Raw genomic sequence first — 13,597 nt, 5'->3', positions numbered from 1 at the left:
CTGACCTCCGCCTATCCCGAACGCGTGGGGCACCAAGGACTCATGAGCGTTCCGAACGGTTCGAAGCGGTCGGAACGCTCACGAGTCCTTGCCCAGCAGGGCTTTGAGCAGGTCCGGCACCGCGGTCACCGGACGGTCGGCCAGCTCGCCGGGCAGCCCGGCGGCGGCCAGTACCTGGACGGCCTGGGCCAGGGGGAGCGAGGTGAACCACCGGGCCGTCAGGTCGTGGACCGCCTGGGCGGTCAGCTCGCCGTAGAGGCGGAAGCGGCCGATGCCGCCGTCGGGGTGACTGTCGATCCGGACGTGGGTGACCGGACGGTCCGCGGCGAGCCGGAACCGGTGGGTGGTGTCCGGCAGCAGCTTCGTCTCGGGCAGCAGCGGGAACCACGCCGTGTCGTCATCGGGTGACGCGGTCGCGCTGTCCACACCGGACAGTGCGACGCGGTCCGGTGAATTGCCGAGGTAGTGCGTGGTGGCTATCTCCGCGACCACTGGGGTCGCCGCGCAGGCTAGCGACAGCACCGCCCAGTCGTGTCCGTCGTCGCGGCGGCGGGCGGTTTCCCAGCCGTCGGCCATGAACCGGGACTCGCCGGGCTGGAGCATGTTGGCGGGCGGGGAGAAGAAGCTGTCGCTGCACCGGAGCACGGTGCCGCCGTTCAGGGTCGCCGCGAGGTCGAACGGCAGCCCGGACAGGTCGCGGGGATCGGGAACGACTTCGCCGTGCACTCGCAGCCGGGCGATTCCGCCGTCCGGGAGGATGTGCAGCCGGATGTGCGTGACCCGGCGGGGACTGTCCACTGTGAACACATTGTGCGTGCCGCCCGCCAGCGGGCTCTCCGGCAGCAGCTCGAACCACTCGGCGGCTGCCAGCTCCTCGACGCCGGGGTAGCCCTCGACTCCGGTCGCTTCGACCCGGCAGCGTTCCGGATAGTTGCCGAGGAAGAACGAGGTGTCCACGTCGATCGCGCGCACGATGCCGGGGGCGCCGAGCCGGAGCAGCACCCAGTCGTGCCCACCGGTCCTGCCGAAGCGCCTGCGGGTCTCCCAGCCGTCGTACTCCTGGCCCTTCGGGGTGAAGGTGTGCGGCCGGAAGGCCGGGTCCTCGGCCTTGATGAGGTTTTCCTTGTCGGCGAAGAACTCGTCGCTGGCGGCCAGGACGGTGCCGCCGTGCGGCCGGGACGCGAGGTCGGGCAGGGTGGTCGGTTCGGTGGTCATGCTTTCCTCTCTCGGGACAACAGAACTCCGGTGGGCTCGCCGTCGATCTCCCGGCCGCGCAGCCAGGTCCGGTGGACGACGCCGTGCAGCCGCGCCCCGGCGTACGGCGTGATCGGGTGCCGGTGCCGCAACCCGCCGACGTCGACGGTGAACTCCTCGTCAGGGGCGAAGGCGACCAGGTCCGCGTCGCGGCCGGGGGCGATCCGTCCCTTGCCGGACAGTCCCGCGAGGTCCGCGGGCGCGGTGGCCATCCAGCGTACGACGGTGGAAAGCGAGTGCCCGCGGCGTCGCGCCTCGGTCCAGACGGCGGGCAAGCCCAGCTGCAGCGAGGACACCCCGCCCCACGCCTCGCCGAACCCGCCTCGCTTCAGTTCGGGCGTCGAGGGCGAGTGATCGCTGACCACGCAGTCGATGACGCCGTCGGTGAGCCCTCGCCACAGCCGGTCCCGGTTGACGTCGTCCCGGATCGGCGGGCAGCACTTGAACTCCGTCGCTCCGTCCGGGATCCGTTCGGCGGCCAGCGTCAGGTAGTGCGGGCAGGTTTCGGCGGTGATCCGCACCCCGGCCGCCCGGGCGTCGGCGATCCGGCCGAGCGCGGCGGCCGAGGAAAGGTGCAGGACGTGCGTCCGCGCGGAATGCCGCGTCGCGCGGTCGATCAGTCCGTCGATGGCTCGCTGTTCGGCCGATTCCGGGCGCGAGGCGAGGAAGTCCGGATAGGACTCGCCCGCCGCCGGGGCCGCGTCCAGTTCGGCCGCGTCCTCGGCGTGCACGATCAGCAACGCGTCCATCTTGGACAGTTCGGCCAGCGCGGCGTCGAGTCCCGCCCAGTCCAGCGGCGGGAATTCGTCCACTCCGGACGGAGAGAGAAAACATTTGAAGCCGAAGACGCCCGCCTCGTGCAACCCGGCGAGATCGTCGAGGTTGCCGGGGATCGCCCCGCCCCAGAAACCGACGTCCACCACGCACTGCCCGGCCGCCGCCGCGCGTTTGACCGCCAGCGCGCCGGCGGTCACCGTGGGCGGCAGGCTGTTCAGCGGCATGTCGAGGATCGTGGTGACCCCGCCCGCCGCCGCGGCCGCCGTCGCGGTGGCGAAACCCTCCCATTCGGTGCGGCCGGGTTCGTTGACGTGCACGTGGGTGTCCACCAGCCCGGGAAGCAGGGCGAGGCCGCCGAGGTCGACGTCGCGCGCGGTGTCCACAATGGAATTCCGGTCGAGTACGGCGGTGATCCGTCCGTTGTGGACACAGACGGCGGCGGGACGGGGGCCGCCGGGGGTGTGGACCTGGTCCGAACGCAGTACGAGGTCGGTCATGGGCTCCTCAGCCAGTCTTCGGCCAGCCGCGCGGACACCATGGTCAGCAACGGTCCGGCGGCGGCGATACAGCGAGCCGGGTCCGGCTCGACATCGGTCAGCGCGTACGCGGCCTCGAAGCCCGAGTCCCGCAGCGCGGCGGTGGTGAGCAGGCAGCGGCCCGCGACGGCGACCACCGGAACGGCCGCCTTCCGCGCCCTCGCCGCGACTCCCGAGGGCGCCTTGCCGCGCAGGGTCTGCTCGTCGAGCGAACCCTCACCGGTAACGACGAGCCGGGCGTCACGCAGGGCGTCGTCGAACCCGAGCAGTTCGGTGAGCAACTCGATCCCGGGACGCCTGCGCGCGTGCAGTACGGCGAGCGCGGCGAATCCGACGCCGCCCGCCGCGCCCGCCCCGGGGCGCGCCGCGTCCGCTGGGCCGGCGACCTCGGCCCAGCGGCGCAGCCCGTCCTCCAGTACCCGGACCGCCGCCGGGCCCGCCCCTTTCTGTGGTCCGTAGACCGCGGCGGCACCGTGCGGGCCGAGCAGCGGGTTGTCGACATCGCTCGCCAACTCGATGTCCACTTCGGACAATGCGGGGTCCAGATCGGACAGTTCGAGGCGGTGCAGCTCCCGCAATGCGGCGCCGCCGGGGGCGAGCTCCGCACCCGAGGAGTCGAGCAGCCGGGCGCCGAGCGCGGTCAGCAGGCCCGCTCCGCCGTCACTGCAGGCGCTGCCGCCCACCCCGAGCACGATCCGGCGGGCACCGGACCGCACCGCCGCGGCGATCAGGTCCCCGGTGCCCGCGCTGGACGCGGTCAAGGGGGCGGGCACGTCGCCAGGGAGCCGGTGCAGCCCGGACGCCTCCGCCAGCTCCACTATCGCGGTGTCGCCCGAAAGCGCGAAGGAGGCGGTGATCCGCTGCCCGGTCGGGCCCCGCGCGGGGACGTCGACGCGGCGGAAACCGGCGGCGACCGCCGCGGCGACGGTCCCGTCACCCCCGTCGGCCACCGGCAAGGTACGCACCGGGACGCCGGGGACGACGGAACCGATCCCGGCCGCGATGGCGCCGGCGACCTCGGCGGCGGTCAGGGAACCCTTGAACTTGTCCGGCGCCACCAGGACGTGGGGCCCGCTCACGGCTTCTTCGTGCCGGCCCGGTAGGCCCGCCAGTCGCCGATCTCGGTGATGTCGGTGAGCTGGACATGCGAGGTGTAGGGACGACGCAGCAACATGGCGAAGGCCGAACTGCCATCGGCGAGTTCGACGACGCCGAGCTCCAGTTCGTGCGGTTCGCTCGGCAGGACGCGGTCGCGCAGGACGTCCATCGAGAGGTCGTACACCTCGCCGGACACCGCGGCCCCGCCGTGCGATACCGGATAGAGCGCGGGGCAGGCGTCGCCGACGGAGTAGAAACGGTACTTCGGCGCCGTCTTGGTCGCCGTGACGAGCGGGGCGTCGCCGAGGAGGTGGTGCAGTGGCTCACCCCGCATGGCTCCGCCGTTGAGGAACATCAAGGCCATTTCTCGCTCCTTATGTGAAGAGAGCTTCGATGCCGGTGACGCCGAAGTAGACGCCGAAGATCAGCGCGAGCACGGTGAGCAGCCAGCCCGCCTCGCGCCACCGGCCCTTGCAGGTCTTGATCAGCACGAACGCGATGAGCCCGGCGCCGACGCCGTTGGTGATCGAGTAGGTGAACGGGATGACCGCCACCGTGAGGAACACCGGGATCACGTAATCCGTGTCGTGCCAAGGGATGTTGCGGCACTGCGCCATCATCATCCCGCCGATCACCACGAGCGCGGGCGCCGCCGCCTGCGCCGGGACGACGTCGGCCAGCGGGGTGAACAGCAGGGTGGCAGCGAACAGCGCCCCGGTGACCACGCTCGCCAGCCCGGTCCGCGCGCCCTCGCCGACCCCGGCCGCGGATTCGAGGAACACGGTGTTGGGGGAGGCACCGCTGACCCCGCCCATCACCGCACCGGCGCCGTCGACGAGCAGGATCCGGCCCATCCGCGGCACCTTCCCGTCCCGGGACAGCCCGGCCTCGTCGGAGACGCTGGTGATCGTGCCCATCGCGTCGAAGAAGCCGGAAAGCACCAGGGTGAACAGGAACACCGTCGCCGCGATGGGCCCGGCCGAGACGAAGCCGCCGAACAGGTCGACGTGCCCGAACAGCCCGAAGTCCGGCGCCGCGAGCAGGTGATCGGGCACCCTCGGCTCCACCAGACCCCAGCCGGAGACGCCGAAGCCCTGGTTGAGCACGACCGCGAGCACGGTGGCCGCGCCGATGCTGATCAGCACCGCGCCGGGCACCTTCCGCGCGGTCAGCACGGTCATCAGCAGCAGCGCGAAGCAGAACACCGCGATCGGCCAGCCGGACAGATGCCCGTTCAGCCCGAGCCGGACCGGCACGGTGCTGTGCGCGGCGTCCGGCGTCCTGGTCACGAAACCGGCGCTGACCAGGCCGACCAGCGCGAGGTAGAGGCCGACGCCAACGGTGATGGCGGTCTTCAGCGCCTTCGGGATCGCGTCCATGATCCGCTGGCGGATGCCGCTCGCGGCCATCAGCACGATGCAGACGCCTTCGAGCACGACCAGCCCGAATGCCTGCGCCCAGGTCATCGCCGGTGCCATCTGGAAGGCCACGATGCCGTTGATGCCCAGCCCCGCCGCCAAAGCGAGCGGGGCGTTGCCGATCAGTCCCATGAGGACGGTCATCACCGCGGCGGCGAGCGCGGTGGCGGTGGTGATCTGCGACGAGGTCAGCCGCGCGCCGGTGATGTCGGCCGACGCGCCGAGGATGAGCGGGTTGAGCAGCACGATGTAGGCCATCGCGACGAAGGTGGTGATGCCGCCGCGGACTTCGCGGCCGACGGTCGATCCGCGGCCGCGGATCGCGAAGAGACGTTCGAGCGGGGAGAGGCGGCCTGCGGTGGCGGGTACGCCGAGGCGGGCCTCGGGCTGGGTCCGGGTCATGCGTCCTTCCCTTGCCGGTGGGCGTGCTTCGCCGCGCCCCGTATGGCACGGGGCGGGGCGAGCGGGACGTTTGGGTTTTTCTGGTGCTCCGGTCAGCACCGGTTTCGGCCAGGTTCTGGCGATTTCCGGTGGGTTTTCGGCTCAGTATTCGACGCGTGCGGTGTTGTCCAGCCAGGCCGCGAAGGGAACGAATCCGTCTACTGTGGACAGCCTGGCGACGGGTACGTCCCAGCTGTCCCTCGGCTTGTCGAAGAGCTCGTAGAAGGCGCGGTCGTCGAAACCGGCCTTGGCCGCGTCGTGGCGGTCGCCCGCGTAGATGACGCGGTCGACCCTGGCCCACAACGCCGAGCTGAGGCACATCGGGCAGGGCTCGCAGCTCGAAACGAGCACGCAACCGTCCAGTTTGAACGTTCCGAGTTCCTGGCAGGCCGCGCGGATCGCGGTCACTTCGGCGTGCGCGGTCGGGTCGAGGTTCGGGGTGACGCGGTTGATGCCGGTCGCGACGATCTCGTGGTCGCGGGCGATCAGCGCGCCGAAGGGCCCGCCGCCGTTCGCGACGTTCTCGGTGGCCAGCCGGATCGTTTCGGCGAGCCACGCGGTTTCGAGGTCGGTGTGCACGAGCATTTGTTCTCCCGGAAGTCGTTCAGGTGCCGGTGATGTGTTCCGGTTTGATCGGGACGCGGGGGAGCGCGAGGCCGGTGGCCGCGCGGATCGCGTTCGCGATCGCCGGGGTGGCGGAGATGGTCGGTGGCTCGCCGACGCCCCGGACGCCGTACGGCGCGTGGGGATCGGGACGCTCCAGCACGTCCACGGTCATCGGCGGCATGTCGAGAATGGTCGGGATGAGGTAGTCGGTGAACGACGGGTTGCGCACGGTCCCGCCGGTGACCTGGATCTCCTCCATGACCGCGAGGCCGAGGCCCTGCGCCGATCCGCCGTGGATCTGGCCGAGCACGGCGTCCGGGTTCACCGCCTTGCCGACGTCCTGGGCGCAGTCCAGCTGGACGACCTTGACCAGGCCGAGTTCGGTGTCCACGTCGACGACGGCGCGGTGCGCGGAGAAGCCGTATTGCACGTGCGCGTTGCCCTGACCGGTTTCGGGGTCGAGCGGGTACGTCTTGCGGTGGTGGTATTCCCGGGTCTCCTCGATGATCTCGTCCCCGAGCACCTCCGCGAGATCCGCCAGCACGACGCCGTCGGTGCCGGTCAGCTTCCCGCCGCTCAGGCTCAGCCCGTCCGGGGACACGCCGAGGCGGCGCGCGGCGAGTGCGTACACCTGCCCGGCCACCGCGAGGCACGCGTTCCGCACCGCGCCGCCGGTGATGTAGGTCTGCCGGGACGCCGAGCTGGACCCGGCGTCGCCGACGCTCGTGTCGTGCGGATGCAGGGTGACCCGCTGGACGCCGAGTTCGGTGCGCGCGATCTGCTGCTGCACGGTGACCAGGCCCTGGCCGACCTCGGCCGCGGCGGTGTGCACCAGCGCGACCGGCTCGCCGCCGATCACCTCCAGCCGCACCCGGGCGGTCGAATAGTCGTCCAGCCCTTCGGCGTAGGAGATGTTCTTGATCGTCACGCCGTAGCCGACACCACGCACGACCCCCTCGCCGTGCGTGGTGTTCGCCGCGCCACCGGGCAACTGCAGGATGTCGGCGTCGGTGTTTTCCGGCGGCAGCGGCAGATCCCGGACGCGCTGGACGAGTTCGCCGACGGGGGCGGGAAAGTCGACGACCTGGCCGGTGACGGTCGTCGATCCCTCGCTCATCGCGTTGCGGACGCGCAGTTCGGCCGGGTCCATCCCGAGCGCGGCGGCGAGTTTGTCCATCTGGGACTCGTAGGCGTAGGTCGGCTGGACCGCGCCGAGCCCGCGCATCGCGCCGCAGGTCGGGTTGTTGCTGTAGACGCCCCAGCCCTCGATGTGCGCGTTGGGCACGTTGTACGGGCCGACGCTCAGCGTCGTGCCGTTGCCGACCACGACCGGGGTCTTGGAGGCGTAGGCGCCGCCGTCGAAGTACAGCCTCGCCCGGACGTAGACCAGCTCGCCGTCGCGAGTCGCGCCGTGCTCGTAGTACATCCGCGCGGGGTGGCGGTGCACGTGGCCGAAGAAGGATTCCTCGCGGTTGTACGACATCTTCACCGGGCGGCCGGTGCGCAGCGCCAGCATGCACGAGTGGACCTGCATGCTCAGGTCCTCCCGGCCGCCGAACGCGCCGCCGACGCCGGACAGTGTCAGTCGCACCTTCTCCGGCGGCAGCCCGAGCGCGTGCGCGGTCTGCTTCTGGTCGACGTGGAGCCATTGCGTCGCCAGGTAGAGGTCGACGCCGCCGTCCTCGTCCGGTACGGCGAGTCCTGCTTCCGGGCCGAGGAAAGCCTGGTCCTGCATGCCGATTTCGTACACGCCGGAGACCACCACGTCCGCCCTGGCTTCCGGGTCGCCCTTGACGATCCGCTGGTAGCGCACGAGGTTGCCGTTCGGGTGCAGTTTCGGCAGCGAGTCGTCATGGGCGGCGCGCTCAGGATCGGTGATCGGCTCCAGCACGTCGTAGTCGACCCGGATCTTCTTGAGCGCCTGCCGCGCGATCTCCGGGTGGTCGGCGGCGATCAGTGCGACGGGTTCTCCTTGGTACCGCACGAGGTTTTCGGCGAGCACCGGGGTGTCCTGGTGTTTCAGGCCGTAAACGTTTTCGCCGGGGACGTCCTCGTGGGTGAGGACCGCGTGCACCCCGGGCGTGGCCAGCGCCGCCGAGACGTCGATGGCGAGGATGCGCGCGTGCGGATGCGGGCTGCGCAGGGTGGCGCCCCACAACATGTTCTCGTGCCACAGGTCGGAGGCGTAGGCGAACTCGCCGCGGACCTTCAGCGTGCCGTCCGGCCTCAGTGGACTGTCACCGACCCCGCCGGAGATGGTGCCGGCCAGGTTCTGCGGGGAACGGGCGGGCGCGTTCATCGGGCCCCCTCCTTGTCCCGGCGGCGCGACGCGGCGAGCCGGACCGCTGCCAGGATCTTCTCGTAGCCGGTGCAGCGGCACAGGTTCCCGGCGAGCGCTTCCCGGATCTCGGGGTCGCTCGGCTCGGTGTTACGTTCGAGGAGGTCGTGCGCGGCGACCAGCAGGCCCGGCGTGCAGAATCCACATTGGACAGCACCGGTCTCCACAAAGGACTCCTGGACCGGGTCGAGCCGGTCGCCGTCGGCGAGCCCCTCGACCGTGCGGACCTCGCGGCCCTCGGCCTGTCCGGCCGCGACCAGGCAGGAGCACGCGGGGACGCCGTCGAGATAGACCGTGCACGAGCCGCATTCGCCCTGCTCGCAAGCGTTCTTCGAGCCGGGGAGGCCCAGCCGCTCCCGCAGTACGTAGAGCAGGCTTTCCCCTTCCCAGACGTCGTCGGCTTCGCGTTTCTCGCCGTTGACGGTCAGGTTCACGCGCATGCCCGTCCTCCTCGGGTGTAGTCGGACCAGGCCCAGCCGAGGGTGCGGCGGGCCAGCACGGACAGCGCGTGCCTGCGATAGGCGGCGCTGCCCCGGACGTCGTCGATCGGCGACGCGGCCTCGGCGACCAGCGCGCCGAACCGGCGCAGCACCGAGTCGTTCAGCGGCCTGGGCGATTCCCAGTCCAGCTCACCGGCGATGAACTCCTCGGCGGAGGTGGCCGCGCGGGGCGTCGGTGCGGCCGAACCGAGCCCGGTGCCGACGCGCCGTTGCGCGGGATGCAGGGCAAGGCCGAAGGCGCAGACCGCGATCACCATCGCGTTGCGCGTGCCGACCTTGCTGAACTGCTGCGGCCCGTCGGCGGGCGCGAGGTGGACGGCGGTGATCAGCTCGTCCGGTTCGAGCACATTCCGCTTCACCCCGAGGTAGAAGTCCTTCGCCGCCACGATCCGGGTGCCCCTGACGGACGCGATCTCGACGTCGGCGTCGGCCGCCAGCAGGGCGGGATGGCTGTCGCCCGCCGGGGACGCGGCGCCGAGGTTGCCGCCGACGCTGCCCCGGTTGCGGATCTGCGGTGAGCCGACGGTCCGCGCGGCCATCGCCAGCCCGGGCAGTTCCGTGCCCAGTTCGGCGATGATGCGGGTGTAGGGCACCGCGGCGCCGATCCGGATCCGGCCGTCCTGGCGGCCGTGCTCGTGCAGCTCGGCGACCCGGTTCAGGTCCAGCAGGGCGGCGGGACGGCGATGGTCGAAGTTCAGCTCCACCATGACGTCGGTACCGCCCGCGATCGGGACTGCGTCGGGATGTTCCGCTTTGGCGGCAAGGGCTTCGGCCAGGCTACGGGGGCGCAAGAAGTCCACTGTGGATTCCTCCCTCAGTCCCAGGCCGGACCGGCGGGCGGCGCGTCGTCGCGCAGCACGGTGCCTTCGATGAGGCCATAGGGGCGGTCCGCCGCGTAGAACACCTCGCCGGGGTTGTCCATGCCGAACGGGGTGAGGTCGGTCAGGAAGTGGTGCTTGTTCGGCAGGCTCAGCCGGACCTCGGCGATTCCCGGGACGTGCTGGAGCACCCGCTCGCCCATGGCGTACAGCGTCTGCTGGAGCGAGAAACTGTAGGTGGCCGCGAATGCCTCCAGCAGGTTCTGGCGCGCGGCGCGGTAGCTCGCTTCCCAGTCGACGTCATCGGTCGTGGCGTGCCGCCAGGTCGCGTTGACGGCGGTGGCGAGGATGCGGTCCTTGGTCTCCTGCAACGTCGTGTACCGATCGCGCGGGAAACCCCAGAACTCGGAGTCGGTGGAGTTGAGCACGGTCAGGTCGGTGATCCCGGACAGCGCCCACGACCGTTCGCCGTCGTAGCTCACCACGGTGGTGCGGGTGCCGTCGCCCGAGCGGGAGAACGAATGCCGGGCCGGTTCGCCCTCGACCGTCAGCCGCGACCACGAGTACCGCTCGATGGCGACCCGCGCGAAGTGGATGCTCTCCTGCGAGTCGACGAAGTGCCGGGCCAGCCGCAGCGCGAAGTCCTCGATGGACCCGATGCCGTCGCGGGCGAAGGCGTACACGGTGTTCTTCTGCGTGTCGGTGGCCAGCACCTTGTCGTTCGCGCCGCTCAGGTGCGTGTCGGCCATGTCACCGGACAGCGCGACGCTGACGTTGAGGTCGGTGATCCCGTGCTCCTCGCCGTCGCGGTCGATGCGGACGAGCCGGACTTCGGCCTTGCCGTACCGGTTCCCGCCGAGAACGATCGCCATCTTTCCGTGCTCCTCGTGGTCCGAAATGGATGTCTGAAGTGGACAGTGCTCAGCTGCCCCGGTAGGTCGAGTACGCGTAGGGGCTCAGCAGCAGGGGGACGTGGTAGTGCTCGCCGGGATCGCCGATCCGGAAGGCCACCGTGACCTCGGGGTAGAACGCGCCGGCGCCGAGGTAGGCACCGGTGTCGAAGACGAGCCGGTGCGTGCCGGGGCCGGGGGACCAGCCGGTGATCCGGCCGTCGGTGTCGGTCCGCTCCTCGGCGACCGTGGCCCAGCCCGTGTCGTCGTGGCGGTCGAGCCGGACGCCGAGTCCGGCGGCAGGCCGGCCCTTCGCGGCGTCCAGGACGTGGGTCGACAGGCTCAAGACAGCCACCTCTCCAGTCGCAGCCGGACGATCTTGCGCAGTTCCTCGCGGACCACGGCGCGTTCGGCCTGTTCGTCGTTGCCGAGGCGGGCTCTGAGGTGCGCGAGGATCTCGGCCGCGGGCAGCCCGCTCGCACAGATCAGGAACACCCGGTCGAAGACGCGCTCGTACTCGGCGTTCGCCTCGGCCAGTTCCGCGAGGACGGTGGTGTCCGCGGTCGCGGCGGCGGACTGCTCACGACGGGACCACGCCGCTTCGCGGCCCTGCCCCGCGGCCCGCTCGCCGATCCGCGGGTGGGCGGAGAGCGCTTTCTCGATCTCGTCCCAGCCGAGGACCGCCAGTTCCATGTCCGACGCACGCAGCACCGCGCCGACGTCGTCATACGGGCGGCCCGCCGCGATCGCCGCCGCCCAGACCGGCGAGGCGCAGCAAGCGAGCAGTTCGCGCTCGGCCGCGGCGCCGGAGAGGGCGTGGAACGGGGTGAGCACGCTCCGTGAAGATTCGCTCATGCGATCGACTCGCTCCGCGAGACAGCGTCCAATTCCTTTTGGCGCATGATGTCCATGATTCGCTCGCAAGCATCGCTCATGCCGTACCGTCGCCTCCCGCTCGTCGCGTCGTCGCGCCTCGCTGTGCCCGATCGCTCGCTTTCCGGGCTGTGAAGCAGTACACACTGGGTGTTCCGCGGCTGGCCAGCGGCGGATTCACCGAAAGAACGGGGGCGCGGGGACGTGGTTTTCGTGCTTTCCTCCAAAGACGGACAAAAGAAGCTTGGAGGCACGGTGCGACTGAGCGCACTCTTGGCGGCCGAGCAGCTCGGGCTCACGCTGCTGGTCGGAGAAGACCAGCTCGACCGGAGTTTCGAGCGTGTCTTCACTGCCACGCTGCGTGACCCCCGGCGTTATCTCACCGGCGGGGAACTCGTGCTCAGCGGCATGGAGTGGTGGAACAACCCAGCCGAGTCGGAAGCGTTCGTCGCCGCGCTCGCGGAGGCCGACGTCGCGGCACTCGGCGCGGGAACCGCCCAATGGGGTGGTGGTCCGGTGCCGGACCACATGGTGGCGGCCTGCCGCCGGCATCGCGTGCCGCTGATCGAAGTCCCGGTGAACGTCTCGTTCGCCACCATCAGCGAGCAGGCCATCCTCTGGCTGGCGGCGGAACGCGCCGAGCGCACACCGGGGGCGGGCCGGTTCCTCGACCAGTACCGGCGGCTGGTCGCGGCCGTCGCGGACGGCGGCGGCATCGCCAACCTGATCGCCGCGGGCGCGACCGAACTGGGCGCGGACTGCTGGGTGCTGAGCGCCACCGGACGCCTGATCGCCGGACCGGCGGACACGCTCGCCGCGGACCGCCGGGTGCTGCTGGCCGAGCGGTTCCTGCGCGCGGACCGGCTGCCGAAGGTCGTCGAGACGGACGCGGGCCCGGTGACCCTGCTGTCCGCCGCCGCGCGGGCGGGCCATCGCGTGGTCAGCTGGTTCCTCGTGCTCGATGGAGACCACGAGCCGGCCGACCGGGAGCTGGCCGCGGAACTGGCCACGCTGGCCGGTCTCGAACGCACCCGGCTCGACGACGCGAAGCGGATGGAAGACCGGGCGGCCCAGCCGCTGCTCCGGCTGGCGCTGGCGGAGAACACGACCGCGGCCGAGGTCGCCGCACGCCTGCCGGAGGCCGATCTCGCGCCCGCCGATCCGGTGTGCGCGGTGTCGGTGAGCCTGGACGGCGGCGGTCCGGGCCTCGCCGCGGTGCTCCTCGCGGAGCTGCTCGCCCCGCTGGGGGACCGCGCGATCATCGGCGAGATCGACGGGGAAACGCTTGGCCTGGCCCGGATCTCGCCCGGCGCGGGGCTGGACGCGGTGGACGCGCTGGTCGCCGAGGTGAAGGAAGCCGTGCGGACGCTCGAACCCGCGCTGGGCTCGGCGCGGCTGGCGGTCGGCGCGAGCCGGGCACTCGACGCCGCCGGGCTGCGGTCGGCCGTGCACGAGGCGCGGCACGCCCGCAAACTCGCCGAGCTGGCTCCCGGCCGGGCCACCGTGGTGGCGGGCGACGACGTCGCCTCGCATCTGCTGCTGCTCGCCGCGGTCCCGGACGAGCTGCGGAGGTCGTTCCGGTCGCGGGTGCTCGGGCCGGTGCTGGCCTACGACGCCGCGCACAAGTCCGAGCTGATCCACACCCTCCGGGTGTTCCTGCAGAACTCGGGGTCCTGGACGCAGACGTCGGCCGCCCTGCACGTCCACGTCAACACCCTGCGTTACCGGATCAGCCGGATCGCCGAGCTGACCGGCCGGGATCTCGCGTCCTTCCCGGACCGGGTCGACCTCTACCTGGCCCTCGACCAGGAGTGAGCCCGGGTTGCCGTCGGCGCTGTCCCGAACGACGCGTAGCGGACGCTCAACGTCTCCAACGGCGCGTTCGGGACATGTCAGCGGTCAGGGTCTCTGTCCTTTGTGGATTTGGTGCCGCTTCGCGCGGCGCGCTGCCTTGTGGGGGGGGGGCGGGGCGCCCGCGGCGCGTAGGGACCCCCCGAGGGTGGCGGGAGCCGCACGGCTGCGGGGGGGGGGGGGCGCGCCCGCGGCGA

13 protein-coding genes are annotated in these 13,597 nt (G+C 71.4%); 1 reads left to right on the top strand and 12 read right to left on the bottom strand.

The window, feature by feature from the left end; all coding sequences use genetic code 11:
• Positions 1-78: 78 nt before the first annotated feature.
• The 12 genes from alc to uraD all read right to left on the bottom strand — a co-directional run bounded on the left by alc (position 79) and on the right by uraD (position 11,531).
• Positions 79-1,215, bottom strand: a complete 1,137-nt coding sequence (gene alc / locus ACFWY9_RS30705; protein ID WP_378323884.1) for an allantoicase — start codon at positions 1,213-1,215, stop codon at positions 79-81.
• Positions 1,212-2,528: an allantoinase AllB gene (allB, locus tag ACFWY9_RS30700; protein ID WP_378323883.1), complete on the bottom strand. Its 1,317-nt coding sequence runs from the start codon at positions 2,526-2,528 to the stop codon at positions 1,212-1,214. The genes alc and allB overlap by 4 nt, the downstream gene beginning before the upstream one ends.
• Complete coding sequence (locus tag ACFWY9_RS30695; RefSeq protein WP_378323882.1) at positions 2,525-3,646, bottom strand: glycerate kinase; 1,122 nt, start codon at positions 3,644-3,646, stop codon at positions 2,525-2,527. The genes allB and ACFWY9_RS30695 overlap by 4 nt, the downstream gene beginning before the upstream one ends.
• Complete coding sequence (locus tag ACFWY9_RS30690) at positions 3,643-4,029, bottom strand: gamma-glutamylcyclotransferase (RefSeq protein WP_378323881.1); 387 nt, start codon at positions 4,027-4,029, stop codon at positions 3,643-3,645. Before ACFWY9_RS30690 ends, ACFWY9_RS30695 begins: the two co-directional genes overlap by 4 nt.
• A gap of 10 nt (positions 4,030-4,039) precedes the next feature.
• Complete coding sequence (locus ACFWY9_RS30685; RefSeq protein ID WP_378323880.1) at positions 4,040-5,485, bottom strand: NCS2 family permease; 1,446 nt, start codon at positions 5,483-5,485, stop codon at positions 4,040-4,042.
• Between the two features lie 141 nt (positions 5,486-5,626).
• Complete coding sequence (locus ACFWY9_RS30680) at positions 5,627-6,109, bottom strand: nucleoside deaminase (RefSeq protein ID WP_378323878.1); 483 nt, start codon at positions 6,107-6,109, stop codon at positions 5,627-5,629.
• 19 nt (positions 6,110-6,128) lie between these two features.
• Entirely contained in the window at positions 6,129-8,429 is a 2,301-nt protein-coding gene (gene pucD, locus ACFWY9_RS30675; protein ID WP_378340516.1) for a xanthine dehydrogenase subunit D, read from the bottom strand.
• Positions 8,426-8,908 (bottom strand): (2Fe-2S)-binding protein, encoded by a 483-nt coding sequence (locus ACFWY9_RS30670; protein WP_378323874.1) that lies wholly within the window; start codon positions 8,906-8,908, stop codon positions 8,426-8,428. Before ACFWY9_RS30670 ends, pucD begins: the two co-directional genes overlap by 4 nt.
• On the bottom strand, positions 8,899-9,768 hold the full coding sequence (locus ACFWY9_RS30665; protein WP_378323873.1) for an FAD binding domain-containing protein: 870 nt from the start codon (positions 9,766-9,768) through the stop codon (positions 8,899-8,901). The genes ACFWY9_RS30670 and ACFWY9_RS30665 overlap by 10 nt, the downstream gene beginning before the upstream one ends.
• Before the next feature lie 14 nt (positions 9,769-9,782).
• Positions 9,783-10,658 (bottom strand): factor-independent urate hydroxylase, encoded by an 876-nt coding sequence (pucL, locus tag ACFWY9_RS30660; RefSeq protein WP_378323872.1) that lies wholly within the window; start codon positions 10,656-10,658, stop codon positions 9,783-9,785.
• A 49-nt stretch (positions 10,659-10,707) separates the two neighbouring features.
• Complete coding sequence (gene uraH, locus ACFWY9_RS30655) at positions 10,708-11,022, bottom strand: hydroxyisourate hydrolase (RefSeq protein WP_378323871.1); 315 nt, start codon at positions 11,020-11,022, stop codon at positions 10,708-10,710.
• Positions 11,019-11,531 (bottom strand): 2-oxo-4-hydroxy-4-carboxy-5-ureidoimidazoline decarboxylase, encoded by a 513-nt coding sequence (uraD, locus tag ACFWY9_RS30650; RefSeq protein WP_378340515.1) that lies wholly within the window; start codon positions 11,529-11,531, stop codon positions 11,019-11,021. The genes uraH and uraD overlap by 4 nt, the downstream gene beginning before the upstream one ends.
• A gap of 273 nt (positions 11,532-11,804) precedes the next feature.
• Here uraD and ACFWY9_RS30645 point away from each other — a divergent pair, with 273 nt between their 5' ends.
• The gene (locus ACFWY9_RS30645) at positions 11,805-13,364 is read left to right on the top strand and encodes a helix-turn-helix domain-containing protein (protein ID WP_378323869.1); all 1,560 of its coding nucleotides are present in this window, start codon (positions 11,805-11,807) and stop codon (positions 13,362-13,364) included.
• Positions 13,365-13,597 lie beyond the last annotated feature (233 nt).

It is taken from the genome of Amycolatopsis sp. NPDC059027, from assembly GCF_042739735.1.
GTDB lineage: Bacteria > Actinomycetota > Actinomycetes > Mycobacteriales > Pseudonocardiaceae > Amycolatopsis.
This window is presented reverse-complemented; position numbering and strand designations above follow the sequence as displayed.

Bases quoted from the DNA above. Each gene is read 5' to 3' on its own strand.
- alc (WP_378323884.1), bottom strand. From the start codon at position 1,215: ATGACCACCGAACCGACCACCCTGCCCGACCTCGCGTCCCGGCCGCAC.
- allB (WP_378323883.1), bottom strand. From the start codon at position 2,528: ATGACCGACCTCGTACTGCGTTCGGACCAGGTCCACACCCCCGGCGGC.
- ACFWY9_RS30690 (WP_378323881.1), bottom strand. From the start codon at position 4,029: ATGGCCTTGATGTTCCTCAACGGCGGAGCCATGCGGGGTGAGCCACTG.
- ACFWY9_RS30685 (WP_378323880.1), bottom strand. From the start codon at position 5,485: ATGACCCGGACCCAGCCCGAGGCCCGCCTCGGCGTACCCGCCACCGCA.
- ACFWY9_RS30680 (WP_378323878.1), bottom strand. From the start codon at position 6,109: ATGCTCGTGCACACCGACCTCGAAACCGCGTGGCTCGCCGAAACGATC.
- pucD (WP_378340516.1), bottom strand. From the start codon at position 8,429: ATGAACGCGCCCGCCCGTTCCCCGCAGAACCTGGCCGGCACCATCTCC.
- ACFWY9_RS30670 (WP_378323874.1), bottom strand. From the start codon at position 8,908: ATGCGCGTGAACCTGACCGTCAACGGCGAGAAACGCGAAGCCGACGAC.
- pucL (WP_378323872.1), bottom strand. From the start codon at position 10,658: ATGGCGATCGTTCTCGGCGGGAACCGGTACGGCAAGGCCGAAGTCCGG.
- uraD (WP_378340515.1), bottom strand. From the start codon at position 11,531: ATGAGCGAATCTTCACGGAGCGTGCTCACCCCGTTCCACGCCCTCTCC.